The sequence below is a fragment of the Streptomyces sp. NRRL S-87 genome (assembly GCF_000719335.1).
Classification (GTDB): Bacteria; Actinomycetota; Actinomycetes; order Streptomycetales; family Streptomycetaceae; genus Streptomyces.
Map to the genome: position 1 here is coordinate 94,567 of NZ_JOGB01000010.1, position 26,344 is coordinate 120,910.

Annotated in this window: 29 protein-coding genes; 15 read left to right on the forward strand and 14 right to left on the reverse strand. The window is 72.5% G+C overall.

The window, feature by feature from the left end:
* Positions 1 to 854: 854 nt before the first annotated feature.
* Both IF43_RS0108935 and IF43_RS0108940 read right to left on the reverse strand, forming a co-directional pair.
* The gene (locus IF43_RS0108935) at positions 855 to 2,117 is read right to left on the reverse strand and encodes a hypothetical protein (RefSeq protein WP_030196460.1); all 1,263 of its coding nucleotides are present in this window, start codon (positions 2,115 to 2,117) and stop codon (positions 855 to 857) included.
* Positions 2,118 to 2,336: 219 nt separating this feature from the next.
* Positions 2,337 to 3,245 carry a LysR family transcriptional regulator gene (locus IF43_RS0108940; RefSeq protein ID WP_051794968.1) on the reverse strand — a complete coding sequence of 303 codons (909 nt, stop codon included), beginning with the start codon at positions 3,243 to 3,245 and terminating at the stop codon, positions 2,337 to 2,339.
* A 521-nt stretch (positions 3,246 to 3,766) separates the two neighbouring features.
* On the opposite strand from IF43_RS0108940, the gene IF43_RS0108945 reads away from it, so the two are divergent.
* The 6 genes from IF43_RS0108945 to IF43_RS0108970 all read left to right on the forward strand — a co-directional run bounded on the left by IF43_RS0108945 (position 3,767) and on the right by IF43_RS0108970 (position 10,823).
* Complete coding sequence (locus IF43_RS0108945; protein ID WP_030196464.1) at positions 3,767 to 4,444, forward strand: FadR/GntR family transcriptional regulator; 678 nt, start codon at positions 3,767 to 3,769, stop codon at positions 4,442 to 4,444.
* Positions 4,441 to 5,880: an amino acid permease gene (locus IF43_RS0108950; protein WP_030196467.1), complete on the forward strand. Its 1,440-nt coding sequence runs from the start codon at positions 4,441 to 4,443 to the stop codon at positions 5,878 to 5,880. The genes IF43_RS0108945 and IF43_RS0108950 overlap by 4 nt, the downstream gene beginning before the upstream one ends.
* Before the next feature lie 328 nt (positions 5,881 to 6,208).
* Positions 6,209 to 6,934 carry a peptidylprolyl isomerase gene (locus tag IF43_RS0108955; RefSeq protein WP_030196470.1) on the forward strand — a complete coding sequence of 242 codons (726 nt, stop codon included), beginning with the start codon at positions 6,209 to 6,211 and terminating at the stop codon, positions 6,932 to 6,934.
* A gap of 482 nt (positions 6,935 to 7,416) precedes the next feature.
* Positions 7,417 to 9,072: a diacylglycerol kinase family protein gene (locus tag IF43_RS0108960; RefSeq protein WP_037887844.1), complete on the forward strand. Its 1,656-nt coding sequence runs from the start codon at positions 7,417 to 7,419 to the stop codon at positions 9,070 to 9,072.
* The gene (locus IF43_RS0108965) at positions 9,072 to 10,025 is read left to right on the forward strand and encodes a YihY/virulence factor BrkB family protein (protein WP_030196475.1); all 954 of its coding nucleotides are present in this window, start codon (positions 9,072 to 9,074) and stop codon (positions 10,023 to 10,025) included. Before IF43_RS0108960 ends, IF43_RS0108965 begins: the two co-directional genes overlap by 1 nt.
* On the forward strand, positions 10,026 to 10,823 hold the full coding sequence (locus IF43_RS0108970) for a phosphatase PAP2 family protein (protein WP_030196477.1): 798 nt from the start codon (positions 10,026 to 10,028) through the stop codon (positions 10,821 to 10,823).
* A 136-nt stretch (positions 10,824 to 10,959) separates the two neighbouring features.
* Here IF43_RS0108970 and IF43_RS0108975 read toward each other — a convergent pair whose 3' ends face one another.
* Both IF43_RS0108975 and IF43_RS0108980 read right to left on the reverse strand, forming a co-directional pair.
* Positions 10,960 to 11,331, reverse strand: coding sequence for a hypothetical protein (locus IF43_RS0108975; protein WP_030196480.1), 372 nt, complete (start codon positions 11,329 to 11,331; stop codon positions 10,960 to 10,962).
* Between the two features lie 2 nt (positions 11,332 to 11,333).
* Positions 11,334 to 11,600 carry a hypothetical protein gene (locus IF43_RS0108980; protein ID WP_078910010.1) on the reverse strand — a complete coding sequence of 89 codons (267 nt, stop codon included), beginning with the start codon at positions 11,598 to 11,600 and terminating at the stop codon, positions 11,334 to 11,336.
* Between the two features lie 220 nt (positions 11,601 to 11,820).
* Between IF43_RS0108980 and IF43_RS37895 the strand changes: the two genes are divergently transcribed.
* Both IF43_RS37895 and IF43_RS0108990 read left to right on the forward strand, forming a co-directional pair.
* Positions 11,821 to 12,294: a hypothetical protein gene (locus IF43_RS37895; RefSeq protein ID WP_051794969.1), complete on the forward strand. Its 474-nt coding sequence runs from the start codon at positions 11,821 to 11,823 to the stop codon at positions 12,292 to 12,294.
* 262 nt (positions 12,295 to 12,556) lie between these two features.
* On the forward strand, positions 12,557 to 13,354 hold the full coding sequence (locus IF43_RS0108990; protein ID WP_199922695.1) for a hypothetical protein: 798 nt from the start codon (positions 12,557 to 12,559) through the stop codon (positions 13,352 to 13,354).
* Positions 13,355 to 13,451: 97 nt separating this feature from the next.
* On the opposite strand, the gene IF43_RS0108995 is transcribed toward IF43_RS0108990, so the two are convergent.
* The 3 genes from IF43_RS0108995 to IF43_RS0109005 all read right to left on the reverse strand — a co-directional run bounded on the left by IF43_RS0108995 (position 13,452) and on the right by IF43_RS0109005 (position 15,630).
* Positions 13,452 to 13,958, reverse strand: a complete 507-nt coding sequence (locus IF43_RS0108995; RefSeq protein ID WP_030196492.1) for a hypothetical protein — start codon at positions 13,956 to 13,958, stop codon at positions 13,452 to 13,454.
* Positions 13,959 to 14,268: 310 nt separating this feature from the next.
* A complete protein-coding gene (locus tag IF43_RS0109000; RefSeq protein WP_030196494.1) occupies positions 14,269 to 14,619 on the reverse strand; it encodes a VOC family protein in 351 nt (116 codons plus the stop codon).
* Between the two features lie 492 nt (positions 14,620 to 15,111).
* Positions 15,112 to 15,630: a hypothetical protein gene (locus tag IF43_RS0109005; protein WP_030196497.1), complete on the reverse strand. Its 519-nt coding sequence runs from the start codon at positions 15,628 to 15,630 to the stop codon at positions 15,112 to 15,114.
* 341 nt (positions 15,631 to 15,971) lie between these two features.
* Here IF43_RS0109005 and IF43_RS0109010 point away from each other — a divergent pair, with 341 nt between their 5' ends.
* The gene (locus tag IF43_RS0109010; protein WP_030196499.1) at positions 15,972 to 16,352 is read left to right on the forward strand and encodes a nuclear transport factor 2 family protein; all 381 of its coding nucleotides are present in this window, start codon (positions 15,972 to 15,974) and stop codon (positions 16,350 to 16,352) included.
* Positions 16,353 to 16,376: 24 nt separating this feature from the next.
* Here IF43_RS0109010 and IF43_RS0109015 read toward each other — a convergent pair whose 3' ends face one another.
* Together IF43_RS0109015 and IF43_RS0109020 are read right to left on the reverse strand one after the other, a co-directional pair.
* Positions 16,377 to 17,147: a hypothetical protein gene (locus IF43_RS0109015; RefSeq protein ID WP_158939250.1), complete on the reverse strand. Its 771-nt coding sequence runs from the start codon at positions 17,145 to 17,147 to the stop codon at positions 16,377 to 16,379.
* A 217-nt stretch (positions 17,148 to 17,364) separates the two neighbouring features.
* Positions 17,365 to 18,201, reverse strand: coding sequence for a hypothetical protein (locus IF43_RS0109020; RefSeq protein ID WP_051794972.1), 837 nt, complete (start codon positions 18,199 to 18,201; stop codon positions 17,365 to 17,367).
* A 383-nt stretch (positions 18,202 to 18,584) separates the two neighbouring features.
* Here IF43_RS0109020 and IF43_RS0109025 point away from each other — a divergent pair, with 383 nt between their 5' ends.
* The 3 genes from IF43_RS0109025 to IF43_RS0109040 all read left to right on the forward strand — a co-directional run bounded on the left by IF43_RS0109025 (position 18,585) and on the right by IF43_RS0109040 (position 20,280).
* Positions 18,585 to 19,061: a hemerythrin domain-containing protein gene (locus IF43_RS0109025; RefSeq protein WP_030196507.1), complete on the forward strand. Its 477-nt coding sequence runs from the start codon at positions 18,585 to 18,587 to the stop codon at positions 19,059 to 19,061.
* A 53-nt stretch (positions 19,062 to 19,114) separates the two neighbouring features.
* Positions 19,115 to 19,495 carry a hypothetical protein gene (locus tag IF43_RS0109030; RefSeq protein WP_030196510.1) on the forward strand — a complete coding sequence of 127 codons (381 nt, stop codon included), beginning with the start codon at positions 19,115 to 19,117 and terminating at the stop codon, positions 19,493 to 19,495.
* A gap of 83 nt (positions 19,496 to 19,578) precedes the next feature.
* The gene (locus IF43_RS0109040; protein ID WP_030196512.1) at positions 19,579 to 20,280 is read left to right on the forward strand and encodes a DUF6766 family protein; all 702 of its coding nucleotides are present in this window, start codon (positions 19,579 to 19,581) and stop codon (positions 20,278 to 20,280) included.
* Positions 20,281 to 20,477: 197 nt separating this feature from the next.
* On the opposite strand, the gene IF43_RS0109045 is transcribed toward IF43_RS0109040, so the two are convergent.
* Positions 20,478 to 21,320 carry a SigB/SigF/SigG family RNA polymerase sigma factor gene (locus tag IF43_RS0109045; protein ID WP_107048441.1) on the reverse strand — a complete coding sequence of 281 codons (843 nt, stop codon included), beginning with the start codon at positions 21,318 to 21,320 and terminating at the stop codon, positions 20,478 to 20,480.
* A gap of 264 nt (positions 21,321 to 21,584) precedes the next feature.
* Between IF43_RS0109045 and IF43_RS0109050 the strand changes: the two genes are divergently transcribed.
* Positions 21,585 to 21,968, forward strand: coding sequence for a helix-turn-helix domain-containing protein (locus IF43_RS0109050; RefSeq protein ID WP_078910012.1), 384 nt, complete (start codon positions 21,585 to 21,587; stop codon positions 21,966 to 21,968).
* A 277-nt stretch (positions 21,969 to 22,245) separates the two neighbouring features.
* Complete coding sequence (locus IF43_RS0109060) at positions 22,246 to 22,908, forward strand: HAD family hydrolase (RefSeq protein ID WP_030196518.1); 663 nt, start codon at positions 22,246 to 22,248, stop codon at positions 22,906 to 22,908.
* A gap of 55 nt (positions 22,909 to 22,963) precedes the next feature.
* Here IF43_RS0109060 and IF43_RS0109065 read toward each other — a convergent pair whose 3' ends face one another.
* The 4 genes from IF43_RS0109065 to IF43_RS0109080 all read right to left on the reverse strand — a co-directional run bounded on the left by IF43_RS0109065 (position 22,964) and on the right by IF43_RS0109080 (position 24,327).
* Positions 22,964 to 23,287: a hypothetical protein gene (locus IF43_RS0109065; protein WP_030196520.1), complete on the reverse strand. Its 324-nt coding sequence runs from the start codon at positions 23,285 to 23,287 to the stop codon at positions 22,964 to 22,966.
* A 172-nt stretch (positions 23,288 to 23,459) separates the two neighbouring features.
* Positions 23,460 to 23,639, reverse strand: a complete 180-nt coding sequence (locus IF43_RS0109070) for a hypothetical protein (RefSeq protein ID WP_030196523.1) — start codon at positions 23,637 to 23,639, stop codon at positions 23,460 to 23,462.
* Between the two features lie 142 nt (positions 23,640 to 23,781).
* Positions 23,782 to 23,949 carry a hypothetical protein gene (locus IF43_RS42060; protein WP_199922696.1) on the reverse strand — a complete coding sequence of 56 codons (168 nt, stop codon included), beginning with the start codon at positions 23,947 to 23,949 and terminating at the stop codon, positions 23,782 to 23,784.
* A gap of 21 nt (positions 23,950 to 23,970) precedes the next feature.
* Positions 23,971 to 24,327, reverse strand: a complete 357-nt coding sequence (locus IF43_RS0109080; protein WP_030196524.1) for a PRC-barrel domain-containing protein — start codon at positions 24,325 to 24,327, stop codon at positions 23,971 to 23,973.
* Between the two features lie 312 nt (positions 24,328 to 24,639).
* On the opposite strand from IF43_RS0109080, the gene IF43_RS0109085 reads away from it, so the two are divergent.
* A complete protein-coding gene (locus IF43_RS0109085; RefSeq protein WP_107048437.1) occupies positions 24,640 to 26,256 on the forward strand; it encodes a phospholipase D family protein in 1,617 nt (538 codons plus the stop codon).
* Positions 26,257 to 26,344: the final 88 nt, after the last annotated feature.

Consider the following 26,344-nt stretch of genomic DNA (forward strand, 5'->3'; position numbering starts at 1 on the left):
GGCGCGGTCATCCGCGCTCTGGAGGTCGGGCAGCCACTCGTCGCGGTACGGACGGTTGCTCACGGCGCGTCCCATCGGCGCTGCGGCTGGCCCGCAGCTCGGCGGCCATGCCTGTGCTGCCGCTGCCGCTGCCGCTGCCGAGGGTGTAGTGGGTGCCGGGTGCCATACGGTCGCTTGCGCTAGCCGTCGTCCCCCGGCGCGACCTAGAAGCCGTCGTGGACCGAGCCGCACCGTGTCATGGGCGGGCCCCCCGAGGCCGGTGTAGGCGATATCCCCCGCCATCGCCGCCGAGGCCCTGGCAGGTTTCTCTCGACGATGAATCTTCATGCGCACCTCAATTCCTTTGGTCGAAGGAGTGGGTGCCCGGAAGCCTGCCAGACGGATCGTGCGGAGAATTCCGGCAAACCGGAACAGGCCTCGAGATATCAGAATGTCACGTGCACATCTGATCTGATGACACGTCAATTCCCTTTAAAATTAAGGAGGTTGCAACCGTCGTCATGCCAAGGTCCATACCTTTTCGGTGATGCTGTTACAAGATCAAGACAAATAACCCAAGCTTACTGACGGGAATTCAGTCAAGGATTCACCTAAACACTACCGGTCGAATTCACCCTGCTACGAGCCGTGAGAAGTGCCGCCGCCGTCCGGCTTGAGGGTTCCCGCCTCTCAGGGAGAGCAGCGCCTCCAAGACGGCTGATCGACATTCCGCGCAAGGGTGTTGAGCGACTCGGGCCTACCTGCGGAGCCGGTCGGGCGACCCCGTGTGCGGCTCGACCCGAGGGAGCGGGGGTGCCGGGCGGGCGCGTCGCTGACGCGTTCCCCCGGGCCAATTGCCGGCGGACCGGGCGGGCTCACGGTCCGGGCGTGGTGGTGTCCTCGTCGGTCAGGCGGGCCCTCCAGTCGCGGACGTACGCGTCGGGCATGGAGGCGAGGCGTGCGATCTCCGCGTCCCCGCGTCCGTCGGACCAGGCCAGGATGCGCGTCACGGTGCGGTTGCGGGCGGCGCGGAAGTCCTTGAGCATGCTTTCCAGGCGTTCGACCTCCGCGGCCTCGCACACGAGTTGCCGGTCGACGGCGGAGCGTTCCTCGTCGCGCAGGCGCCGTAGATGGGCGGTCAGGCCCGTCAGGGCCAGGCCGTGTTCGTGCGCGGCGTTCTGGAACCCTTCGGCCAGGGACGCCAGCACGCGGTCGGGGACGTCGGCGAGGGTGGCCCCGAGGGGCTTGGCCGCCTCCCAGGTGGCGCGTCCGGCCTCCGTCGTCTCCAGCCAGGCGCGGGCGTCGGTGGGGGTTCGGTCGCCGCAGGCCCGTGCGCGGTAGGCGTACAGGGCGGCACGGTGGCCGTAGAAGGCGAATCCTTCCTCTATCTGCTGGTCTGCGGCGCGGCACACCCGTCCCGGTACGCCGCCGTAGCCGTCATGGGGACTGTAGTCGGCATAGGCGTCGAGTTCCGCGTCCGTGGCGAGGCCCCAGGACGGCTCGCAGAGCTCGGGGTTGGCGTCGAGGAAGGCGCCGACCTCGACGCGCCATCCCGGGACGGGCGTCGTGCGGGGCCTGGGCCAGAGGAGCTTCCCCGAGGGGTCGAAGGCGGGGGTTGCGGCCTGCTCGATGTCGTCCCACGCGGTGGCGGCCTCGGCCGACCATTCCAGCTCGCCCGCGGGCCCGATCCGGTGGATCGAGTCCACCAGCCGCTGCACGGCGGGCAGGAGGCGCTGCGCGAGCGCGTGGAGTTCGTCAGCGCTGAAGAAGTGCCAGGCGCAGCCGTGCTGTTCGTCGTGGGTGAGGTGGCCGAGCAGCTGCACCATGATTCCGGGATCGGGGACGGTCCCGTCGCCGAGTGCTTTGCGGGGGAGGCCGGGGAGGCGGTTGCCGAGGGATTCCTTCGGGGCCCGCCAGTCGGTGTCGCCGAACCAGACGGCGCCGTCACGTGCGTCCACGGCCAGCCACTGGTGGTAGCTGGTTCCCGGGCCGTAGCGCCGGTCCTGCTGCTCGGCGTGCTCGTCGTGCCATACGTACTCGGCCGGGGGCGGGTCGAGCTCTGCGGCCATGAACCCGTCCTCGGGGCGGTAGCCGGTGAGGACGTGGGCCGTTCTGGGCGCGCTGTCGGCTGCGGTCATGAGGGGTTTCCTCTCCGTGGAACGTCAACCGCGGCAAACGTAGTGCGCCCGTCCCGCAATAGTTTAACTTTCAGCCACCGTGTCCGGTAGTCGGACACGGTGGGAAGTCAGGAGGACGGGGAGGTCTACGCGCGTGCGGCGGCCGCGAAGTTGGCCACTTTTCACGTGACCTCCCTGGCCCGTTCACGTCGCCCGACCACCGGCGGCGCGGCCCGTGTCCTACGAGAGCGCGGCCAGCGCTTGCGCGGCGAGCATCTGTTCCAGGTCCAGGACGGCGCGCGGGGTGTGCCGGGTGTCGATGCGGACGGCGTAGATGAAGCGCGTCAGCTGCGGCTCGGCCAGGGGGCGGGCCACGACCTGGGTGTTGGCGCGGGGCAGGGCGAGCCTCGGCATGACGGCCACGCACAGGCCGGCGGCCACGAACCCGAGCACGGTGTTGAAGTCGTCCCCCTCGTATTGCAGGCGGGCCTGGAAGCCGGGCGTCTTGGCCATCTGGGAGAGCAGTTCCAGGCGCAGCGCGGCCTCGGGAGCCGCGATCCACGTCTCGGACGCGAGGCTGGCCAGGTCGATGACCTCCCTGTCGGCCAGGGGGTGGTGTGCCGGGACCACGGCCACGACCGGGTCCCGCGCCACCAGCGTGCGGCGCAGCGTTCTGGGCGGGGGGACGGGGATGAAGTCGTAGTCGTAGCTCAGGGCCAGGTCCATGTCCCCCCGCTTGAGCCGGTGGTAGCCGGCTTCGGGCTCCAGCTGGCTGAGGCTGACCTGGACGTGCGGGTAGGCCGCGTGGAGTCGGGCCAGGGCCTGGGGAACGATGCCGGTGGCGGCCGAGGCGAAGGCTGCCAGCCGGATCCGTCCGGCCGTACCGGCGCGCATGGCGCCGAGTTCGGCCGAGGCCGCCGCCAGCGCACTGCGGACGCCCTGTTCCGCGTCGAGGAGGACCTCGCCGGCGGGTGTGGCGCGTACGGGGCGGCGCTCCAGGACCCTGAGGCCGGCGCGGCGTTCGAGTTCGGCGATCTGCTGCGAGACGGCGGGCGCGCTGTAGCCGAGTTCGCGTGCGGCGGCGCTGAAGGAGCCGTGCCGTACGACGGCTTCGAGGGTGGCGAGCAGGCGGGGGTCGAGTCCATGCACGGGCGTTAAGGCTCACTTATCTGTCGCGAAGATGTGTTTTCTTGTGATTGAAGATGAACGCCAGCAGGATTCTTGCTCGCGGCGAGAAAACGCAAGCGCCCCCGTGGGCCGCGGTCCTCATCCGCCGTCACGGTGACCTGTGCCTGCCAGTACCGCTCCACCCGCGCCGCAACCGGCCACCGCGGGGACGATCCGGCTCCGGCGACCGAGGTACCCCCTGCCCGAGAGGAAGTGGTACGCCATGCCCCAGCCGCCCTTGGCCGGACTCCCCTGCTTCGCCACCCCGCCGGGACGGCGGTGGGACCTGCCCGCCGCGGTGCCGCCCGTGGCCTCCTGGACCGCTTCCGCGCAGCCGGCGGCCGCGCCGCGCTCCCCTCTCGGGGCGTGCCGGAGGCAGAAGCGGAGGTGGTCGAGCGGGCCGGCGGGCTGGTCTTGACACCCCGGGGTGCACCCAGCAAGATCACAGCGTGAACCTGTCAGACAGCCAGACAGGTGGCCCCCTTCCGCGACGCGTGAGCGCCATGGAAGCGGTCTTCGGCCACCTGCGCAGCGCCATCGAACGCGGTGAGTACGCCGTAGGCGACAAGCTCCCCTCCGAAGCCGAGTTGTGCCGCACCCTCGAGGTCAGTCGGCCCGTCCTACGGGAGGCACTGCGGGCCCTGCAGGCCATGGGGTTGACCGTCTCCAGGAGCGGCAAGGGCACGTTCGTCCTGGCGAACACGGTCGAGGACCCCACCTTCGGCGACTACGCCGCCAGCGACCTGCTGGAAGTGCGCCGGCACGTCGAGATCCCGGTCGCCGGGTACGCCGCACTGCGCCGCACCCCCGAGGACCTGGACCATCTGAACCATCTGCTGGACCGGATGGAGCAGGAGAACGACACCACCGCCTGGGTGGCCATGGACACCGTCTTCCACCTGGCGGTGGCCGAGGCCTCCCGCAATCCCGTCTTCCGCCGCGTCATCGAGGAGATCCGCGACGCACTGGCGCGTCAGTCGACCTTCCTCAACGAACTGGGCGGCCGGCGCGAGCAGTCCAACTGCGAGCACCGGGCCATCCTCGAAGCGCTGGCCGACGGCAGCGAGCACGACGCGGTGGAGGCCATGTCCCACCACCTGCTACGGGTCGAGACGACCCTCACCGACATCGTGCGCCCCCAGCGCGCGACCGCCCCTACGGAAGGCAGACCCGAGGCGTGAGCGAGCAGTTCCTCAAAGACGAGAAGCGCCCCACGACCCGTCACGTCGACGCCGGCGACACCGGCTACAGCAAGTCCTTGAAGCCCCGGCACGTCAACATGATCGCCATCGGCGGCGCGATCGGTACGGGGCTCTTCCTCGGCGCGGGCGGCCGCCTCGCCGACGCCGGCCCCTCACTGTTCGTCGCCTACGCCGTCTGCGGGATCTTCGCGTTCCTCGTGGTGCGCGCGCTCGGCGAACTGGTCCTGTACCGGCCGTCCTCCGGCGCCTTCGTCTCCTACGCCCGGGAGTTCCTCGGGGAGAAGGGCGCCTACACCGCGGGCTGGATGTACTTCCTCAACTGGGCCACCACGGGCATCGCCGACATCACCGCGGTCGCCACGTACACCCACTACTGGCACCTGTTCTCCGAGGTCCCCCAGTGGGTGATCGCCCTCATAGCCCTGGCCGTGGTCCTCACCGTGAACCTCATCTCGGTGCGGATCTTCGGCGAACTGGAGTTCTGGTTCGCCATCGTCAAGGTCGGCGCCCTGGTCGTCTTCATGGGGATCGCGATCTTCCTCCTCGCCACCCGGCACCCCGTCGACGGCACCGTCCCCGGCCCCGCCCTGATCACGGGCAACGGCGGGATCTTCCCCAACGGCCTGCTTCCCATGCTGCTGATCATCCAGGGCGTCGTCTTCGCCTACGCCTCCGTCGAACTGGTCGGCGTCACGGCCGGCGAGACGGAGAACCCCGAGGAGATCATGCCGAAGGCGATCAACTCGATCATGTGGCGCGTGGGCCTCTTCTACGTCGGCTCGGTCGTCCTGCTGTCGATGCTCATGCCGTGGAGCAGCTACAGCGCCGGTCAGAGCCCGTTCGTGACCGTGCTCTCCCACATCGGCGTCCCGGCGGCCGGCGATGTCATGAACCTGGTCGTACTCACAGCGGCGATGTCCTCGCTCAACTCCGGCCTCTACTCCACCGGCCGCATCCTGCGCTCGATGGCCGTCAACGGCTCCGCCCCGCGCTTCACCGCCCGGCTCAGCCGCACCCAGGTCCCCTACGGCGGCATCCTCCTCACCAGCGGCATGTGCGTTCTCGGCGTCGGGCTCAACTTCGTGGTTCCCGCCGACGCCTTCGAAATCGTGCTCAACCTCGCCGCGATCGGCATCCTCGCCACCTGGGGCATGATCATGGTCTGCCACCTGCTCTTCTGGCGAAAGACCCGCAGCGGCGAGCTGGTCCGCCCCTCCTACCGCCTGCCGGGCTCCCCGTGGACCGAACTGGTGACGCTGGCCTTCCTCGTCTCCGTCCTGGTCCTCATGTACGCCGACGGAGGAGCGGCACGCACCACCGTGCTGTGCGTGCCGCTGATTGCCGCGGTGCTGGTCGCGGGCTGGTACGCGGTCCGCGGCCGGGTGGCCCAGGCCGCTGCCGGGAGCGACGGCTGAGCCGACACCCGCTTCTCTTCCTGCAGCGGGGGGGGCCAGGCCTCCCATCCCCGCGCCCACACCGGGCGCTCAGCCCCCGGTGTGAGCAGGACGCAGGCCGACCGGCCCTCCAAGGCGTACGCAGTTCGCCCTGGAGGGCCTCGCCGGCACCCCGAGTGGTAGCCGCGCCGCCCTCGGACATCCGGTCCGCGGCCCGGCCGCTGTGACGACCGCTGGTCACGGTCGGGCGGCCGCGCCGGCCTCCTGTCAGTCACCATTCCCGCCGGACACACCACGCCCTAAACTGCGACCGCTCCGACAACTGTCGATCATCAGGAGGGCGCGCAGGATGAACCGAGTACTGATCAGCGCATTCGCGGCCGTGACGTTAGTCGTGTCCGGGGGAAGTGCCGCCACCGCTTCCGACGGCGCTCCGCCGCGCACCACCCACGGCCCTTGCCAGTACACACAGACCCCGGACGAGCCGCCCGCGCGCTCCGTTCCCCTGCCGCCCGACCCGCGGCGCACCCCCAGCCGCGGCACGGTCGACATGGCTGTTCCGACCAGCCAGGGCCCGCTCCCGCTGCGTCTGGACCGGGCCAAGGCGCCGTGCACGGTCCAGAGTTTCCTGCACCTGGCACGGCACGGGTTCTACGACCGAACGGTGTGCCACCGTCTGACGGCGTATCCGACGCTGAAGGTCCTGCAGTGCGGCGACCCGACCGGTACCGGTGAGGGCGGGCCGGGATACAAGTACAAGGACGAGCTGCCGGTGGATCTGCCGCCCGCACCGACCGATCCGACCGGCGCGCGCCGCCTGTACGGGCGCGGCCTGCTGGCGATGGCCAACGCCGGTCCGGACACGAACGGCTCGCAGTTCTTCGTCGTCTACGGCGACTCCGCTCTTCGACCGAACTACACGGTGTTCGGCACGGTCGGCCCCGACGGCCTGGCCACACTCGACAAGACCGCCGCCGGAGGAATCGAGCCGACCGCGGAGAACCCGGCACCTGTCGACGGCGCACCCGTGCTGCGGACCGAACTGCTGCGCGTCCGGCCCTCCTGCCGGCGTTGACTCCCCGCGGGCCGGCGCCGGAGCCGCGGTTGCGCAGCCTGCCGTCTCCGGCCCGCGGGGCGCCGCCCGCGGCCCCGGTTTCCCCTCGGCTCGCGCGCGGGGAGAGGTGTCGTCCGGGAGCACCGGCCCGCCACCAGCGCCGTCCTGACCTGCCCGCAGCGTGATGCGCGGAATTCGACGCGGGACAGCCGTCGCCCGTCTGCATCCCGGTCCAGTGGGCATACGGGGTGAGTCGGGAAGGCGACCTCCGGCCGAACGCGGCCGCGAGGCGACGGACACGGGGAGGACCGATGCCGACCGTTGTGCCGGGAAGACCTGCGGGCCCGCCGGAGGGGCGAGCCGGGCGCGGCCCCCGAGGCGGACGGGTTCCGCACCGGGCGCGAGGTCCGGAAGCCGGGTGGGGCGGTGGAAACGGGCGAGTGACGCAGGCTCCACGGGCCCGCTCGGCCGCCCCGGCCGGCCGCGCCGCGCCGCCGCGCGGGGTGGGCCGCACCGTCGGGTGGATCGGGGTCCTGACCGCCTGTCAGGCGGCTCTGCTGGTGGGCGCCGGTCTCCTGGTCACCGGCCCCGCCCGCCACCTGTGGCCGATGACGGCCGAGGACGACGTCGTCACCGCCGTGGCGCGGATGCGCACGCCCGTCCTGACCGCGCTGTCCTCCGTCGCGTCGGGGGCGGGCGACACCCTGACCGTGGTCACCGCCTGCCTCGCGTGCTGCCTGGGGCTGGTCGTCGTGCCCCGGCTTCCCCTGTGGCGGCAGGCGGTGTTCCTCGCCCTCGCGGTGTCGCTCCAGTCACTGGTCTTCCTGGTCGTCACGGCGGCGGTCGAGCGGCACCGACCGGATGTGGACCGCCTCGACGGCTCCCTGCCCACCTCCAGTTACACCTCCGGCCACACGGGCGCGGCCACCGCCCTCTACGGGGGCCTGGCGGTACTGGCCCTGACCCGGCTCCGCGGGCCCTGGCGCCGGGCGGCGGCGGCCCTGCTGCTGGTGATCCCGCTCCTGGTGGGCGTCGCCCGGATCTACCGGGGCATGCACCACCCCACCGACATCGTGGGCGGCCTCGTCAACGGCTGCCTGTCGCTGGTGGTCGCCAGGCACGCCGTTCTCGCCGAGGGACACGGGACGGCCCGGGCGGCCGGCCCGCCCGCCCCTGACACACCTCCCGCACCCGCACCGCATCCGGTTCCGGGGCGCTCCGGCCGCACGGTCGTGGTCTTCAACCCCACCCTCGTGGCCGCACCCGTCCTGCACGCCCTCGGTCGCGTGCTGGCCCGACACGGCTGCCCCGCCCCGTCGTACGTCGCGACCACCGCCGAGGACCCCGGCGGCGGCCAGGCGGCGGAAGCGGTGCGGACCGGCGCGTCGCTGGTGGTGGTCTGCGGGGGCGACGGCACGGTACGTGCCGCCGCCGACGCACTGGCCGGCACCGGGGTGCCGCTCGCGGTGGTGCCCTGCGGCACCGGGAACCTCCTGGCCCGCAACCTCGGCCTGCCGCCGGCCCCGACCGACGCCCTCGACGCCGCCCTGCACGGCACGGTGCACCCCATCGACCTCGGACGCGTCGAGGGCGACGGTCGCCCCGCCGCACTCTTCGCCGCCATGGCCGGCGCCGGCCTCGACGCCGCCATGGTCCAGCGCGCCAACGAGAGCGGCCGCGCCAAGTCCCTCCTCGGCTGGCCGGTCTACGTCCTGGCCGCCCTGCGCGTCCTGCGCACACCGCCCGTACGGGTGAGCATCCGCCTGGACGGCGGTCCGGTGCTGCACCGTCGCGCGCGCATGGTGCTCTGCGGGAACGTCGGCACCGTCCAGGGCGGGCTGCGCCTCCTGCCGGACGCACGCCCCGACGACGGGCGCCTCGACCTGATGGTCCTGCACCCGAAGGGGCCGCGCGGCTGGTTCGGGGCCGTCCGGGCGCTGCTGCGCGGCCGACGCCGCGGGCCCGGGGCGGACCGCCGTGGCGGCCCGGTCGAGTTCTTCGCCTTCCGGCGGGCCGAGTTCACGTTCGAGACCCCCCGGCCCCGGGAGCTGGACGGGGACCCGGTGGGCCCCGGCCGGCGTCTGGAGGTCGAGGTCCGGCCGGGCGCGCTGGGCGTCCTGCTGCCCGTGACCGCACCCTCGTCCGCGCGGGAGGGCTGATGGGCACGGCCGCCAAGGTCCCCGAGACCCGGGCCATGAGCGGGGACGAACTGTCCGCCGACGAGGCGTGGGCCACCCTGCGCCGCTACGGCGGCTGGCCCCTGCTGCGCGACTCCTTCGTCCGCTTCCGCTACGCCGACGGCTTCAGCCACTCCCGCGCCCTGGCCCTGCAGACCGTCCTTGCCGTGGTGCCCCTGCTCATCGCCTTCGTGGGACTGTCGGGCACCCTGCACACCGAAGGGGCGGGACGGATGGCCGAACTGACGATCCACCGGATCGCCGAGGGTCCCAGCGCCCGCGTCGTCGACGACGCGCTGGAGCGCAGTCGCCACACCGCCGGGGTCGGTGCGGCGGCAGCCCTCTGGCTGGGGGCGGCGTTCTCCCTGGTCAACGTCACCACCGCCATGTGCCAGATCGAACGCGGCGCCAACCGCATCTACGGCAACGAACGGGACCGTCCCTTCCACCTCAAGTACCTGCGCGGCCTGATCATGGCGGTGTGCGCCGGGCTGCCGCTCGGTCTCGGCTTCGTCGCCGTGGTCGCCGGTGACGCCCTCGCCTCGGCAGCGGTGACCGTCTACCACCTGGACGGGGCCACCCGGCAGGCGTGGAACCTGCTGCGCTGGCCGTGCGGCCTACTGCTCGCCCTCATCGCCGCCAGCGCCGTCTTCCGCCGCTCGCCCCGCCGCCGACAACCCGGATACACCTGGCTGGCCTTCGGCGCGGCCGTGTACCTGGTGCTGTGGACGACCCTGACGTGGCTGCTGAGCCTCTACCTCGACGCGAGCGGCTCGTTCGACGCCGTCTACGGTCCCCTGAGCGCATTCATGTCCCTGCTGCTGTGGGCCTACCTGACGTCGATCGCCCTCTTCCTCGGGCTGTCCTTCGCCGCGCAGCTGGAAGCCGTACGCGGCCGGCGCCCGGGTCCCGTCCAAGACGATCCGGGAGTGTGAATGCCGACTCGCGACACCGTACGGCGCCTGCGCGAACGACGCCTCGGACGGGCGGACCTCCGCTTCGGCGCGCGGCTGCTCGCGGCGGCGGTTGCCGCCGCCGTGACCGCGGTCCCCTTCGTGCTGCTGCTGCTCCTCGTCGAGGGCCACTGGAGACCGCTGCTGCGTGTGGACGCGGGAGCGGCGCACCGGCTGCACGCGGTCGCCCTCCACCACCCGGCGTGGACCGGGACCCTGCGCTTCCTGTCCGACGTGGTGTGGGACCCGTTCACCCTGCGGACGGTCGTCGCGGTCCTGACGCTGTGGCTGCTGCACCGCAGGGCGTGGCGGCTGGCAGCCTGGGCCGCCGTGACCGCGGGGGTGGGCGGGCTCACCGGCATGCTGGTCAAGGCCGTGGTGGAGCGCGCCCGGCCCGCGCTGCAGGACGCCGTCGCCCAGGCCCCCGGCTACTCCTTCCCCTCGGGTCACGCCATGACGGCGACCACGTCCTTCGCCGTCCTCCTGCTGGTGCTGCTCCCGCTGGTCCCGCGGGGGTGGCGGCCGGCGTGCTGGGGCGCGGCCGCCGTATCGGTGCTGGGCGTCGGCTTCACCAGGGTGGCGCTCGGCGTGCACTGGTTCAGCGACGTCCTGGGCGGCTGGCTCCTCGGCCTGACCGTCACCGCCCTTACCGCCCGGGCGTTCGAGGCGTGGCGGGCCGACGCGGGCCGCCACCGCACGCCGCTCACGGAGGGGCTGGAACCCGAACTCACCGAGCCGACCCCGGAACCGGCCGGCGCGCCGGCCCGGGGTGCGGAGTGACACCCCCGGCAGGCACGTACGGGGGTGGCATCCCACGCCCGACGCCCGCCGGCCGCGGCAGCAACCCGCCCGGGCGCGTCCCGGGCGCCCTGCCGCCGCGCCACCGCGGCCGACTGCACCTGCCCTTCCTGCCGGTTCAGTGCGTCCAGGACTGCAGGAGCTCAGCGATCCGGCCGACCGTCGTGCGGGGGTCGTACAGCTCCTGGGCGAGGGCGGTGAGCTGGTCGCGGGTGGGGGCGACGGGGACGCCGCTGGCGGTGAGGTACATCGCGGCGGTGGCACAGGCGACGGCGAGGTTGGAGCGTTCCAGCCAGCGCAGGCGGCCGAGGGTGTGGACGAGGGCGGCGGCGCGGACGTGGGGGGCGTCGTAGACGGGGTGCTCGAGGAGTTCGGCCCGGTGGCGGGCGACCGCGGCCAGGGGCACGCCGAGGTCTTCGGGTGCCGGGTCCCGGTGGCCGGCGCGTTCGGCGACTTCCAGGATCCAGGTCAGGTCGACATGCAGGGACATACTCACGCGGCAGCGCCCCGGCCGGTACGCGGAGCGGGGGTGTGCCGGGCGTCGAGCCGGGCTTCGAGGTGCTCCAGGTAGGCGCCGTGGGCGTCGAGGAGGCGTTGGGCGGCTGCCATGCCGGCCGCGCGGGCGCCGGGGGTGCCCTCGGTGATCAGGCGCTGCACGTACTGGTCGAAGTCCGGGCCGCGCGCGGCGGCGTCGTCCTTCCCGGCGGCCAGGACGTCGGGCTCCGGACGGAGTCGGGTCTGCTGCGTCGTGCTGCTCATCCTTGGAAGGTAGCAGGGTGGTAGCAGGGTGGGGTGCCCCCTACAGGGTTCGCTCCGGCCGACCAGGCGGGCGGCCGACAGAACCGGTGGAGGAGGCTGCGGCGCGGGGTGAACTCGTGAACTCGTGGACTCGTGGACTCGTGGACTCCACCTTGGTGCCGCCCGGCCGTACTTGTCCGCCCCGCGCAACCGCCGGCCGCGCGCCCGCGTCGGAGATTACATGATCGTTTTGCTGGTGATCGGGCTCCCCGTCCTCACCGTCGCCATGGCTGGTGCGGTGTTCGTCCGCGTGGGCGTCTCGGTGCGCCACCGCTCGCTACGCCCTCTCATGAGAGCGGTCGCCTGCTTCCAACTGGCGCTGGCCGGACTCGGGATCGCGGCCCTCGCCTTCGGCTGGGGGCACATGACCGGCTTCAGCGTCCCCGACCCCTATGCCCAGTGCAACGGGCTGGCCCCTGACCGGGAAACCCCTGAACGGCACCTGGTGACGAGGTCGGTGTTCCCCGTGTCCGTCGTCTGCTCCGACACTCCGGACGGCAGGAACGGGGACGAGCAAGTGCCGGGCTGGGTCAACCCGACCGTCTTCACGGCCGGCGGGGTGGGTACCGCGGCCCTGGTGGCGACTCCGTTCACCGTCCTGCTGCGGCGCCGCCGCCCCGACCCGCGTCCGCGCCAGGGGGCGCGGACGGGTTGAGGTGTCCGCGCCGAGGGCCTCACGGTCCGCCTCTGCACTGTCGGCCGCGCATCCACTCCCCGCCGGGACACCCCTCCGGGCCCGCGGACGTGTTCGGCCGTTCGGCCCACGAAGCGGGGGGTGTGCCGGGCGTCGCCGGAACGGGAGGTCTTCGGTCTGTGACCATGGGTCGCTCCGGGTGATCGACGAGGAGCTCCGAGACGGCTGGGGGGGCGCACGTGTCGCGGCTGCGTGACGCTCCGGGAACACTGTGGGTGATGTGGTGGACTGGTTGACCTCGCTGCCGGCGGTGGTGCTGGTTGTGGGCTGGCTCTCCGTTGCCTTACTGGTCGCGGCCGTGGCGCGGATCGGCGTCCGGGCGCTCGTACCGGCCGGGGAGCAGGACCGTGTGCCGCAGATCGCCATGCCCCTGATGCCCACGCTCGGGGCTGCCTTCGCGATCTTCGCGGCGCTCTCCCTGGCCAGCGAGGCCGGCTACCTGCGCGCGGCGGAGGGGTTGGTGAGTGACGAGGCGGCCGCGGCCTCCCGTCTGGCGTGGGCGGCGACGAGTCCGCGCGTCCGGTCCGAGCCGATTCATACGGCGCTGCAGGACTACCTGCGGACCACGCGGGCCAGGGAATGGGAGGGGGCGCCGGCGGCGTCCGTCGACGACCGTGCGACCGCTCGCGCGATCGCACGGATGGAGCGGAGCGTGCGCGCCGAGGCGGCCCGGCCCGAGCTGGGGTCTCCGGCGAGCACGGAGCTGCTGGTTTCCCTGGACGGCGTCACCAGTGGTCGTCGCGCCCGCATCGCGGCCGCCTCGCGTGAAGTTCCCACGCTGTACGTCGTCACGCTCGTGGCCAGCGGACTGGCGTTGATCGTGAATGCCGGCGCACTCGTCTTCCGCAGCAGCCTGCGAACGTCGCTGCTCGTCGTGGGCGTGGCGAGTGTGGTCGGGCTGAGCCTGGCGTTGCTCTTCGCGCTCAGCGCGCCGTGGAGTGGACCGTTCATCGTGAGCGGCCATGCGATCGACAGCGTGATCGGGGATCTGCGGTCCGGCTTCTTCGGCGGCGGACCGTAGAGGAGCGTCCCGTCGGACCGGCCGCATCGGGAGCGGGGCCGCCGCGTCCGGGACCGGCCGTGCGGGCCCGCGGGGGGCCGAGCCGTACGCCCAGGGCTCACCCGTGCGTCCACCCGTGCAGGAGGGCTTCGCGCTCGGGCGGTCTCGGGGTGTCGTCGCCGTGCTGCCGGCTCCAGCCCAGGAGGGTCCGGGGGTCTGCGGTGCCCTCCCGGAAGCGGGCGAGCAGGTTCTGGGACAGGGCGATCTCCCGGGAGGTGTAGCCGCTGGTCGCCGCTGCCACCCGTACCTCCTCTTGCGCCCCGTCCTGCGTCCCCAGGACGAGCAGCATCTGGGGCGGTTCCCCACCTCCGTAACCGGACCCGAGCGTGAGCACCGCTTCCGCCACCACCGCCAGGAAGCGCCCGGCGTCCTTTGCGTGGCTGCCCACGGGCGCGGCCTCGACCTCCACCGAGCCCAGGGTCGACCACGGCCACGCCCGGATGCCGTCGGGGCCCCGCGCCCGCACTCCTTCCGAGGTGATGCGGACGCAGTGCCCCGCCGGATCCGGCGGGGAACCCACGTACACCGAGTGCTCGGTGATCCAGAACAGTCCCACCATCGCCACGGCTGCCTCCTCACGTGCGGCCCGTCCGTCTCGGGCTCATGGGCTCGCTCTCGGGCGCCCTGCGGCGCCTGGTTCCAGTACGCCCCACCGCGGAGAGCGCGGCATGCCCCTGCATCTCGGGGCTTGACCGTCGACGGGTCCGCGGCCTACGTCCGCCGCCCGCGGGAGTCAGCCCGTGCGGAGGCGGCCCGTGCGGAGGCCCCCGTACGGAGGCGGCCCGTACGGAGTCAGCCCCACGGCCGGCGTCGAGGTCCCCCCTCGCGCGACCCGGCATCCCACTCTGCGACGAGCTGAGTGGAGTCCGCCGGGCTCACAGCTCGTGGGCGACCGGGTGCAGGGGTTCGTACAGCGGAAGTTCGGCGCCGCTGGGGAGACGGATCGCAGTCAGTCTGCCCCAGCGTTGTTCGTTGACCGGGCGGGTGATCTCAACGCCCTTGGCACGGAACTCGACCAGCTGGGAGTCAAGGTCGTCGCACATCAGGTAGAACTCGTGCCGGGGCGGGCCCTCGGTCGGGTGCACCGCCACTTCGGCCGGCGGCAGCTTGAAGACGAGCCAGCCGCCGCCCGCGTCGACCCCGGGAAAGTCGAGGACCTCACGGATGAAGGAACGGTCCGCCTCGGCGTCCTGGCTGTAGAGGATGACATGCGCACCGCTGATCATTGCCGGCTCCGTTCCGTCCGTCTGCAGGCGGTCGTGTCCCCCCTCCCCCGGCATCCTGACACGCTGACGTCGAGAAGGTCTTCGACTGGGTGGGATGACACGGTGACCCGCTCGAACGAGGACGCCCTCCTGGGCAGCCCGACGGACCGCTCGGGGGCCGGGCGCCCCGGTCCGGCTGCCGTCGGTGGGTCACGGCCGCCGACCCCGCCCGTCGACGGCCGCGCGCAGCTCTGGCACGAACTCCCCACGCCGCACGTCCAGGTGGGCATCCAGGGACAACCATCGCCCAGCTTCGACCTGCTTCTCCTGCGGTGCGCGAAGACGACCGCGGTGGGAGCTTCCGGCCACGTGTACGGCGCACGACGCCGACCCGCGCGTTCGTCCTGCATGCCCGCCGCGCCGAAGCCGCGGCGTTCGTGGCTGAGCGCGCAGGTGGTCGCAGCGTTCTGAGCACTCGGCGGGACAGACCGCCTGCGGTGCACCGCGCCAGCTTCAGCCCCGAGACCGGCGGGGCCGGTGTGGACGACGGCGCCCCGGTGAGGGTTCGGGAGCGGCCTCCGGTGAGGAGAATCCGCCGGGCACCGCGGCCCGCTGCGCCAGGCGCTCCGCGGGAGGGGTCGCCGGCGTGGGGAGGACGGGCCTGGCGGTGGCCAGGACCGCGAGGTGTGGGACGTGCCGGGCGCAGGCCTGGCAGACCTCGGCCAGGGTCCAGACCTGACCGACGGCCGGGTTGTGGACGAGGACCAGCAGGCTGGTGCCGGCGCATTGGACGCGGGATTCGTGGAGGGCGCACTGCGCGCTGCCGCAGCTGCAGGCGGCGTTGGGGCGGGCTCCGGCGAGGCGCCCGTGGGCCTTGATGTGCTCGGCGGCGAAGCGTCGCAGGCTCGCGGCGTCCTTCGAACGGGGCGGCATCCGGCACGTGGCGTTGCTGCAGGTGACGGACACGGTGTGATCGGAGTGGCCGGCGAGGCGGACCGTCCAGGTCCGTCCCGGCACGCGTGATCCGGGCATCAGGGTCAAGGTGGGTCCTGTCGTCGTGCTGGTAGCGGCCGGCGTTCCTGCCGGCTCGTGAAGGATCCGCGAGCGCGCCGTGCCGCGGAGGACAGCCGCCGACGGCGCAGGCGCTCTGGCTCAGAGCGCGCGCAGAGCGGCGCCTACCCTGCCGAGAATATCGGCGTCATCCCCGGAAAGCTGCAGGTACCCCCCGTCCGGCTGCCTCCCGCGAGCCCGTCAGAGCCGAGGGCCGGCATCCGCCCCGTGAACGCGCACCGGGCAAGGGGCCGAGCCGGACCGGGCGCGCCCGCAACGAGTCGTTGCCGTGCCCGCGGTCGGCAGGACCTACCGTGGTCACCATGAGTACCCCGGAGCAGAACAAGGCCACCGCCGTGGCGTTCTACGACCTGATGTTCAACGAGTGCCGGCCGGCCGAGGCCATCGATCGGTACGCGGGGGACACGTACATCCAGCACAACCCCCACGTCGCCGACGGCAAACAGGCCTTCATCGACTATTTCGAACGCATGGCCGCCGAGTTCCCCGGCAAGAAGGTCGAATTCAAGCGCGTCATTGCCGAGGGGGACCACGTCGTCCTGCACTGCCACCAGACCTGGCCGGAGGAGGAGTACGCCGGGATGGACGTCTTCCGCTTCGACTCCGCGGGCAGGATCGTCGAGCACTGGGACGTCCTCCAGGTCATCCCGCCCACCTCGAAGAACGACAACACCATGTTCTGACACGGAGAGGGGGGAAGCGGGTACTCAGTCGACCCCGGTGTCGGCTGCGGTGCGGCCGAGTACGTCGACGCCGAGCGCTGCCAGTCGACCGACGATGTGCGCGCCCAGCGCCTCCCGGGCGGCATTCAGGTACCGCAGCTCGGTCCGTGCCCGTTCGGCCAGGTCCTCAGGGAGCGGGATCCCGGCCTCCACGCACTTCGTCATGGTGTGGGTCGCCGACGACAGGGCGTGCCCGAGCGTGGTCGCGTCGATCCCGTGGCCGTTCGCTTCGAGCGCGCGCAGCATCGAGCCGCGGCGCATCAGAGTGCGGACAGAGCCTGCGTGTGCAAACCAGAGGCCGTCATGGAGCGCTTCGTCGAAGGCCTCGTTGACTTCGGCCCTGGCCGCGTGCCACGACTCGGAATAGGTCACGGGGTCGACGGGCCGGCCGTCTCTCAGTTCGGCATAGGTGTCGAGGAGGAGCAGGTGCCATGCCCGGGTGGTCGAGCGCATGCGGTTCAGTCGTTCCGTCGTGGCCGTCTGTCGCGCCAGTCTCTCCGCGGCTTGCTCCCGCTCCTCGGCTGCCTGCCGGTTCAGTTCGGCCACCCGCAACTCGAACTGCTGTTGACGATGGAGGAGTTCGTCTTCGCGACGCTGCTGCGCGCGCTCCTTCTCCTCTTGCCGGACCAGCGTCTCCCGCCGCTCCGCCGCCTGCCGTCGATGCAGCAGGAGTGGCCCGACTACCGCGCCCGCTGCACCGACGACGGCCCCACCCGCTGCCCCGATCAGCGCGTACAACGCTGCTGTGTCCGCCATGGCGACCATTCTGCCCGGGGAGGCTGCAACCACCGCGGCAGATCGCAAAGTTGTGCTTCGGGCAGGGCGCCGACCGGACCGTACCGCTCGGTGTTGTTGATCGCCGTGCGCAGCGCGGCCGGTACCGCGTCCCTGGCCGGCCGGTCCTGATGCGGCGAGGCCTCCCGGCCGAACGAGCGGCCGGGCGCTCGTGGGGTGGTGCCGGTCGTGGACGGCGTCAGCGGGTGCGTACGGCCGTGACGGTGAAGCGTTCGACCTCGGCCAGGTGGCCGCCCGTGGAGGCGACGACGGTAAGGACCGGATCGGTCGGCCGGGTGTACGAGACGGTCGTGCTCCAGGGCGTGTGCGAGCCGCCGGCCGAGGTGCAGCATGTGGCGCCGAGGGGCCGTGCCGACGACGGCTGGCGCACCTGCACCGTGATGCTCTCGTCGACGCCGGTGATCCGTCCGCCCGCCTTGAGCGGGGTCGAGGCCGGGGAGCCGTACACGGGCCGGGTCAGGGAGAACGTCGTGTCGTCGGTGCCCACCACTTCCCAGGGGGCATCCGGGCCGGTGCCGTACCGCACGAGGTGGATGACCGCCGCGGTGCCCCGTCGCGCCTCCTCGGGGTGGCCCGGGCCGACGCCGATCCGGGCGTGGCGGCCGGTGACCGAGCGTGAGGAGATCCGGTCGATCTCCCCGAAGCCCAGGTAGCCCCGTACGAAGGCCAGAGCGGTCTGGTCCGCGTCCAGGTGCCAGGGTTGGTGGCCGCCCTGCCGGTGGGAGCGCTGCCAGTCCAGGGCCTGCGCGGGGGTGGTGAACGGCCAGAGCGGCTGCAGGCCCGGCCCGAGGGCGGGCTCGGCGCCTGCGGGTGCCGAGGTGGTGGAGGCAGGGGTCAGGGTGGGGGTGGGGGTGGCCGGGTTCGACCCGGACGGTGCACTGAGGGTGCCGGACGGCGGGCCCGTCGGAGTCGGGTGCCCTGGGGAACCGTCGCAGCCGACCAGCAGCAGCCCGGTGACCGCCGTGGCGGCGGTGAGGAAGCGGAGGCGACGGGTGAGCCGGAGCCGAAGGTTCATGGGGACTCCAGGACGGTGACTCCGGACGCGCACGCTCCTCCACGATGGTGGGTGCCGCCGGTGGGCACATGGTCCCATCGCGGCGGGCCGCTGGGAAGCCCGGCGGTCGCCGCGAGTCAGCGAGGCCCGCCCCTACTCCCCTGCCGCCGGCTGCCCGCCCGCCCGGGTGCGTCCTTTCGCGCTTCTGCGGGGCCGGCCCTGCCCCGCGCCGGTGAGGGCCTGGCGTCCTCGGCCGGCGACGCCTTGCCGGCCCAGCCGTACCCGAGACGGGTGACTCCGTCCTGCGACGCGGGATCGGACACGCTGCAGGGGGAAGGCCGTCAACCGGGACCACCGTCGACCCGGCCGTGGTCGTCCCGTGCGGCGAGGCTGGAGGAGAAGCTGTGGATGCGATCGTGCTGCTGCGCGAAGACCACAAGACGGTCGAGAAGCTCTTCAAGGCGTTCGAGAAGACCGACGACGAGGACACCACCGAGCGGCGCCGGATCGCGGACGAGGTGATCGAGGAGCTCACGGTCCATGCCTGGATCGAGGAGCAGTACTTCTACCCCGCCGCCCGTGAGGCCGCCCCGGACACCAAGGACCACGTCCTCGAGAGCATCGAGGAGCACCACGCAGTGGTGTGGATGCTCTCCGAGCTCAAGACCATGGACGCGTCCGACGAGCGGTTCAAGGCCAAGATGAGCGTGCTGATGGAGCAGGTGCGCCACCACGTCGAGGAGGAGGAGAAGGACTGGTTCCCCGACGTCCGCAAGGCCATGGGCCGCAACCGCCTCCTGGAACTCGGCGAACAGCTCGAAGACGCGAAGGGGCAGGCGCCGCGCGACCCGCTGAAGGTCCCCAGCGCGGCCTCCGAATGACCGTCGAGCCGGGTCGCCCACGGGGATGGCGGCGGGCGCGCGGGGCAGGTCGCGTGCTGGCCGCGGCACTGGTCGCCACGGCTGCGAGCGGGTGCGGAGCGCCGGGGCCGCGCGAGGACGACGCCGTCACCGCGGCACGGGCCTTCGAGGCCTCCCTGGCCGCCGCCCAGTACGCGCAGGCCTGCACACTGCTGGCACCGCAGACCCGCGAAGAGGTGGCCGGCGAGGAGGACTGCGCCGGCGCCCTGGCGAAGGAGGAGTTGCCCTCCGGGCGCGGGCAGGCGCAGGCGCAGGTGTACGGGCGGCAGGCGATGGTCCGGCTGGTCGGGGACACCCTGTTCCTGTCCCAGTTCGACAAGGGCTGGAAGGTCACCGCCGCCGGCTGCACCCCCCGCTCCGACCAGCCCTACGACTGCCAGGTCAAGGGAGGCTGAAGCATGCGCGGACTGTTCGTCACCGTCCTGGCCGTCATCCTCGTCGGGCTGGCCTACTTCACCACGATCGGACTGCTCCAACGATGACCACGAGCACGTCGGGCCGCGCCGGGCGGGGATTCTGGCGGGACAACAGCCTCACCCTGGCCTTCGGCGGCGCGTTCCTGATCGTCCTGGCCTGCCAGGCCGTCGCCGGGCGCGCGGAGTTCAACGAGCAGCTCGCCACGGCAGGGTTGCAGCAGGTCACCTTCGGCGAGTACCTCACGTCGTCGGACTTCGCGGTCGACGTCACCGAGAACTGGCAGTCGGAGTTCCTGCAGTTCTTCCTCTACATCTTCGGCACCGTCTACCTGCTCCAGCGCGGCTCCCCCGAGTCCAAGGAACTGGACAAGGCCGGCCCGGAGAGCGAGCGGGACCAGCGGATGGGTGAGCACGCGCGGGCGGACTCCCCGCCGTGGGCCGGGGTCGGCGGCTGGCGGCAGACCCTGTACTCGCGCTCGCTCGGCATCGTGATGGCGCTGCTGTTCGTGCTGTCCTGGCTGGCGCAGTCCGTGGCCGGCACCGCGGCCTACAACGCCGAACAGCTCCGGGACCTGTCCGAACCGGTCAGCTGGGCCGCCTACCTGGCCTCCGCGGACTTCTGGAGCCGGACGCTGCAGAACTGGCAGTCCGAACTCCTCGCGGTGGCCGCCATGGCCATCCTCTCGGTCTACCTCCGCCAGCGTGGCTCCCCCGAGTCCAAACCCGTCGGCGCCCCGCACCACGCCACCGGCGTCGAGGGCTAGGTCGGGCGCCCCCGCCCCGGCCTCGGAGTGCGACCGCGGGGGCATGGGCACGGCGAGGCGGTGCGGGCGCGGGTGGGCGTCCGGGGCGGCAACGGGCCGGGGCCCGGGGAAAGCCGGTGCGGCGTTCCCCGGGCCCCGGGCGATCCGGCGGGGCCACGAGCGGGTCGTCGTGTCCTCGAGGGCCGGCCGGCGGGCTGTCAGTCGTCGCGGAGCAGTTGCTCGCGCAGTTCGTGCAGGGTGCGGGTGAGGATGCGGGAGACGTGCATCTGGGAGAGGCCCACCTCGGCGCCGATCTCGGCCTGGGTCATCTCCTGCGCGAAGCGCAGCCGCAGAATCCGGGCGGAGCGCTCGTCGAGGCCGGCGAGCAGGGGGGCGAGCGTGTGCCAGTCCTCCACGGCTTCCAGGGCCGCGTCGGGCTCGCCCACGGTCTCGGCCAGGCTGCGCGCGGAGCGGCTCGAGGCGGCGGCTCGCCGGTTGTCGTCCGCCGAGTCCTGGGGGGCGTCGAGGGACTGGGTGGAGTAGCCGTTGGCGGCCACCAGGCCCTCGCGGACCTCGTCCTCGGTGAGGTCCAGGTAGCGGGCGAGTTCCGCCTGGCTGGGGGCGTGGCCGAGGACGGACCCCAGGGCGTCGGTCGCCTTCGCGAGCTCGGAGCGCAGCTCCTGGAGGCGGCGGGGTACGCGGACGGCCCAGGTGGTGTCACGGAAGTGTCGTTTGATCTCGCCGGTGATGTAGGGCAGGGCGAGGGTGGTGAACTGGGTGTTCCGGTCCGGGTCGTAGCGGTCGATGGCCTTGATGAGGCCGATGATGCCGACCTGGACGATGTCCTCGTTCTCCGGGCCGCCGGGGCGGTCCCGGAACGGGCGGGCGGCGAAGTTCACGAGCGAGACGTTCATCTCGATCAGCGTGTTGCGCACGTACTGGTACGCGCGGGTGCCCTCCTCGAGGGTGCGGAGCCGTTCGAAGAACAGGCGCGTCAGCTGCCGGGCGTCAGCGGGTGCCAGCTCACGTGGGCAGGGCACGTGCGGCAGTCCGCTCAGCATCGGCGCGTCGGCGGCGGCCGGGGAGGTGCCGACCGGACGGGGGTCGGCTTCGGGCGCGGCCTGGATCGGGGCCTCGGGCACGGACGGGGCCGTGGAAGTCATCGTCTTCGCTCCTTGGGCACGGGGCTTGCGGCGCGTATCGGGTCATGCGGAAGTTCGGCTCCGCTTCCCAGAACCTTGCCCGGTCGACGAACACCCGTCAAGTGATACCGGAAACCTATTTCTGGATTTGCCATTCGCGAGTCATGGCTGAAGAATGGTGGGGTGGAGACAGAGCACGCCGGTTCCCAGCGCAGCAGCTGGACCTTCCTGACGAACCACGCCCGGGTCCTGGTCACGATCGCGCGGGACCCGGGCATCCGGCTGCGCGACATCGCGTCGGTCTGCAACCTCACCGAGCGCACCGTGCAGGCGATCGTCACCGACCTCCAGACGGACGGTTACCTCACCCGGACCCGCGACGGCCGACGCAACCGCTACGAGATCGCCCCCGGCGCCCGCTTCCGCCACCCCGCGGAGGCAGGACTGGAGATCTCCGGCCTGCTGGCCTATCTCGCCGGCCCCTTGACCGCTGCCCCGCCGGTCGGGAGCGAGCTGCACTACGACCTGCACGAGCGCGAGATCCACCACCCCGAGGGCGCCCGGTAGGCCTCCGCCGTTCGAGCCCGGCGGCTCCGCCGGCCCGGACCGCCCGCCCCCGGCTGCCCGGCCCGGCTGCGGCGGGACAGACCCGTCAGCAGGGGTGCACCTTCCCTGCGTCCCGGGTCGGGGCCGTGCCCCGGTCGGCGGTCGAGGCCGTGCCCCGGTCGGCGGTCGGGGCCGTGCCCCGGTCGGCGGTCGCGGGCGGGCGCGCGGGACGCACGCGGGGCAGGCTGGGTCCGTAACGGGCACGAGCGTGCGACGAGGGCTCTCGGGAGGACTCACGGTGGAGCGGGCAGCGTTGTTCGATGTCGACGGCACGCTGGTCGACACCAATCACCTCCATGTCACCTGCTGGTGGGAAGCGATGCGCCAAGCCGGCCACGAGGTGCCGATGCACGCCATCCACCGGGCCATCGGCCTGCCCGGCGGTGACCTGATCGCCCACCTCCTGGGCGACGACCGCGACACCAGCGGGGACGACGCTCTCAGCGACGCGCACGACACCCTCTACGCCACCTACTTCCAGCGCCTGCCACGCCTGCCCGGTGCCGACCGGTTGCTGCGGGCCCTGGACCGGGACGGCTGGCGCGTCGTGCTCGTCACCTCCGCCAGCAGCAAGGAACTCGAAGCCCTCACCACGGCCATCGGCGCGGACGACGCCGTCACCGCCACCGCCAGCGCCGACGACGTCGACGAAGGCAAACCGGCTCCGGATCCGATCCACCACGCCCTCGATCTGGCCGGAGCCGCCGCGGAGCGCTCCGTCTTCGTCGGCGACAGCGCGTGGGACATGAAGGCCGCAACCCGGGCCGGGGTCGCCTGCCTGGGACTCCTGTGCGGCGGGATCCCCCGCGCCGACCTCGAGGAGGCCGGAGCCCGGGCCGTCTACCGCGACCCCGCCCACCTCCTCGACGACCTCGCTACCAGCGCCTTCGCCCGCATCTGACGGGCCGGCCAGGCCTCGTCGAAGGCCGCGGGAAGGCCGGGCAGGGGACGCTCGGTCAGCGGCCGAGGGCGCGCTTGAGTTCGCTCTTGTCCATCTTCGAGCGGCCTTCGATGTTCCTCTTCTTCGCCTCGTTGTACAGCTGCTCCTTCGTCGGGCCCTCGGAGCCGCTGTGGGAGCGCTGACCACCACGCCTGGACGACGACGTGTCCTGCGTGGAGGACCGGCTCGCCGTCTTCGACTCGCCCGAGCGGGCGCGTTCCTTGTTCACGGTGCGGGCGGCGATCTCCTTCGCCCGCTTCTCCGACTCACCGCGGTCCTTCGCGGACTCCTTGATGTGCTCGTACTGGCGCTCCCTCTTGGGGGAGGAACCACGGGGCATGATCGTTCTCCTTCGCTTCGTGGGCCTGCCGGAGCCGGCCCGTGGTGCGCACTGCCGGTGTCGCAGGAACTGCTGCCGGGCGTGCCGTTCGGAGAGCTGGGCGGGCGCTCGAGAGTGGGACGCGCGTTGCGCCCACCGCCTCGCGAGGGCACTGCGGCCCCCGGCCGCCCCCTCACACGACGGAAAAGAGCAGGAACACCAGCAGCACGATCAGACACGCCGCAAGGATGATGACGAGAAGGGCCCGGGTGCCGCGGTGGGAACGGTCCTCCGGCCCCGCGCCACGCGGGCGGTCCTCGGGCAGCCTCGGATGTTCGGGGCGGTCGCGTTCGTAGAATTCGGGACTGGTCATCCCGCTCACCTCGCATTCTGGCGCAGCCGGCGCCGCGCGGTCTGTGCGCGGCTACCCGGGGGACGGCCGCGCACGCACGCCGGTTCGGATGCGGTTGTCGTTCGACTGCGGTTGCCGCTCACTGCGGTTGCCGAGCTCGGCGCTACCGGGCCAGGTGTCTGCCGCCCCGGCGGAGCCGGAGGGTGACGATGACGATGTCGACGATCAGCACGGCCACGCCGATGAGGAGCAGGTAGAACAGGCCTTCGGCGAGCACTCCTATGAAGCCGAGTACGACGGCAACGAGGAGCAGGAGCAGGAACAGTGCCATCGGGTCCTCCCGTCGGGATGGTCAGCGGCGGGCCAGGCGCCGCTCGCCGCCCGAACCTGGTTGGTGGGTCAGCTTGTAGTGGGCGAAGAGCGCCGGCTCGTCCTCGGCCGCCAGGACGTCGTCGGTGCCCATCGAGGGGGAGCCCTTGACCGCCTTCCGGGAGTAGGTGACCTTCAGGTACCCGGGCCCGACGGTCGCTCCGTCCAGGGGTACGAACACCAGGCGGTGGCGGGTCGGTAGGCCGACGGTGACGGTGGCGAAGGCCGGCTGGTCGGTGACCGTGTCGACGTACACCGACTCCATCGTGCCGATCTTGTGCCCGTCGGCGTCGATGACGTCGTGGCCCCGCCACTCCCGGATGTCACTCACCTCGAACATCAGGTCTCCGCTTCTTCTGGGGCAAGGCCGTGCGGGAGCTGGCGCGTACGGCCGGCGGTAGGCGGCTGGCGGTGCCGTGGGGCCTGCGATCGGGGGGAGAGCAACGCCGGCCCCTACGGCACCTACGTCGCAGCTGCCCCACCCACGCGCACCCAACCCCATCCTTGACGCGCCACCTCCCGCACAGGGTGCCGTCCGGGTCGTCCGGGTGACGAGCGGGCAGGACGTGGCGGTGTCGCGAGCACGCGGTGGCGGGCGCGGCCCGTGTCGGGGCGGCGCCGCGGGGGTATCCGCCCGTTGGGAGGCTGCACCGTGGAGTACGGCCAGTGGATGCTCACCGCCCGGGAGCGAGGCAACGGCTCGACCCGGCTGGATCGGCGTCACCCCGACGGCGCCGCGTGGACCAGTGGCAATGACGTGCGGCCCCTCGTGCACGGGGCGACGTACTTCGCCGAGCTGCTCCGGTCGGTCCGGGCGCAGCGCGCGGGAGACCTCCTGATGTTCACGGACTGGCGCGGCGACCCCGACGAGCGGCTCGACGGCCCGGGCACGGAGATCGGAACGGTCCTCGCCGAGGCGGCCGGCCGGGGGGTCGTCGTCAAGGGGCTCGTGTGGCGGTCCCACCTGGACAGGTTCCAGTTCAGCGAGAGCGAGAACCGCCACCTCGGCGAGGAACTCGAGGAGGCCGGGGCCGAGTGCCTCCTCGACATGCGGGTGCGCCCCGGCGGCTCCCACCACCAGAAGCTCGTCGTGCTGCGCCACCCCGGCCGTCCCGAGCTGGACGTGGCGTACGTCGGCGGCATCGACCTGTGCCACGGCCGCAACGACGACGCGTCACACGTCGGTGACCCCCAGGCCCTGCCCTTCGCATCGGCCTACGGGCGCAGGCCGCCCTGGCACGACGTGCAGCTGGCCCTCCGCGGTCCCGCCGTCGGCGACGTCGAGGCGGGCTTCCGCGAGCGCTGGGAGGACCCGTCGCCCCTCAGCCGCAGCCCTCTGGTGCGCCTCCGCGAACTGGTGAGCCACGAGGACACCGCCGCGGACGCCATCCCCCCGCAGTTGCCCGACCCCCCTGCCTGCGGCAGCCACACGGTGCAGGTGCTGCGCACCTACCCCAACCGGCTGCTGCGCGGATACCCGTTCGCCCCCGACGGGGAGCGCAGCATCGCGCGCGGCTACCTCAAGGCACTCCGCCGGGCGCGGGCGCTCGTCTACGTGGAGGACCAGTACCTCTGGTCCCCGAACGTCGTGGAGTCCTTCGCCCGGGCGCTGCGCGACCGTCCGGAGCTGCGCATGGTCGTCGTCATCCCGGCCTTTCCCGAGCAGGACGGGCGGCTCACGCTGCCGATGAACCTGGTCGGTCGCATCACGGCGCTCGAGCGGCTGCGCCGCGCCGGGGGCGAGCGGGTGGCGGTGTACGGGTTGGAGAACCACGCCGGGACACCCGTCTACGTGCACGCCAAGGTATGCGTGATCGACGACGTGTGGGCCGCGGTGGGCTCGGACAACGTCAACCTGCGCTCGTGGACGCACGATTCCGAGCTCAGCTGCCTGGTGCTCGACGAGAGCGCCGACGGGCGGCCGCCTGCCGATCCGGGCGGACTCGGGGACGGCGCCCGCCGGTTCGCGCGGGACCTGCGGCTCGAACTCTCCTGCGAGCACGTGGACGCCGGCGCCGCGGACGCGCCGTACGGGCCGGACGAGCTGTGCGACCCGGTGAAGGCCTTCGATGCGTTCGCGGCGTGCGCCCGTGCGCTGGACGCCTGGCACGAGGGCGGACACCGCGGCCCCCGGCCGGCCGGCCGCCTGCGCACCTACCGCCCTCCGGACATGTCGACGCCCGTACGCACCGCCGTCATGCCGCTGTACCGCTTCCTCGTCGATCCGGACGGGCGCCCGATCGGGTTCCGCAAGCACAACGTCTTCTGATGGTGCGTCGGTCCTGGCGGAATCGTGGTTCGTCGGCTTTCGGGTCACCGACCGCCCGTCCGTGTGGGTGATCCCGCACCGCGCGGAG

Excerpts from the sequence above, each read along its gene's own strand:
- IF43_RS0108980 (WP_078910010.1), bottom strand. The coding sequence starts at position 11,600 with ATGAGCAGCACGACGCAGCAGACCCGACTCCGTCCGGAGCCCGACGTC.
- IF43_RS37895 (WP_051794969.1), top strand. The coding sequence starts at position 11,821 with ATGATCGTTTTGCTGGTGATCGGGCTCCCCGTCCTCACCGTCGCCATG.
- IF43_RS42060 (WP_199922696.1), bottom strand. The coding sequence starts at position 23,949 with ATGGCACTGTTCCTGCTCCTGCTCCTCGTTGCCGTCGTACTCGGCTTC.
- IF43_RS0108955 (WP_030196470.1), top strand. The coding sequence starts at position 6,209 with ATGAACCGAGTACTGATCAGCGCATTCGCGGCCGTGACGTTAGTCGTG.
- IF43_RS0109020 (WP_051794972.1), bottom strand. The coding sequence starts at position 18,201 with ATGAACCTTCGGCTCCGGCTCACCCGTCGCCTCCGCTTCCTCACCGCC.
- IF43_RS0108970 (WP_030196477.1), top strand. The coding sequence starts at position 10,026 with ATGCCGACTCGCGACACCGTACGGCGCCTGCGCGAACGACGCCTCGGA.
- IF43_RS0108965 (WP_030196475.1), top strand. The coding sequence starts at position 9,072 with ATGGGCACGGCCGCCAAGGTCCCCGAGACCCGGGCCATGAGCGGGGAC.
- IF43_RS0109045 (WP_107048441.1), bottom strand. The coding sequence starts at position 21,320 with ATGCTGAGCGGACTGCCGCACGTGCCCTGCCCACGTGAGCTGGCACCC.
- IF43_RS0109065 (WP_030196520.1), bottom strand. The coding sequence starts at position 23,287 with ATGCCCCGTGGTTCCTCCCCCAAGAGGGAGCGCCAGTACGAGCACATC.
- IF43_RS0109010 (WP_030196499.1), top strand. The coding sequence starts at position 15,972 with ATGAGTACCCCGGAGCAGAACAAGGCCACCGCCGTGGCGTTCTACGAC.
- IF43_RS0108975 (WP_030196480.1), bottom strand. The coding sequence starts at position 11,331 with ATGTCCCTGCATGTCGACCTGACCTGGATCCTGGAAGTCGCCGAACGC.
- IF43_RS0108945 (WP_030196464.1), top strand. The coding sequence starts at position 3,767 with ATGGAAGCGGTCTTCGGCCACCTGCGCAGCGCCATCGAACGCGGTGAG.
- IF43_RS0109040 (WP_030196512.1), top strand. The coding sequence starts at position 19,579 with ATGACCACGAGCACGTCGGGCCGCGCCGGGCGGGGATTCTGGCGGGAC.
- IF43_RS0109000 (WP_030196494.1), bottom strand. The coding sequence starts at position 14,619 with ATGATCAGCGGTGCGCATGTCATCCTCTACAGCCAGGACGCCGAGGCG.
- IF43_RS0109080 (WP_030196524.1), bottom strand. The coding sequence starts at position 24,327 with ATGTTCGAGGTGAGTGACATCCGGGAGTGGCGGGGCCACGACGTCATC.
- IF43_RS0109015 (WP_158939250.1), bottom strand. The coding sequence starts at position 17,147 with ATGGCGGACACAGCAGCGTTGTACGCGCTGATCGGGGCAGCGGGTGGG.
- IF43_RS0108935 (WP_030196460.1), bottom strand. The coding sequence starts at position 2,117 with ATGACCGCAGCCGACAGCGCGCCCAGAACGGCCCACGTCCTCACCGGC.
- IF43_RS0109070 (WP_030196523.1), bottom strand. The coding sequence starts at position 23,639 with ATGACCAGTCCCGAATTCTACGAACGCGACCGCCCCGAACATCCGAGG.
- IF43_RS0109005 (WP_030196497.1), bottom strand. The coding sequence starts at position 15,630 with ATGCCCGGATCACGCGTGCCGGGACGGACCTGGACGGTCCGCCTCGCC.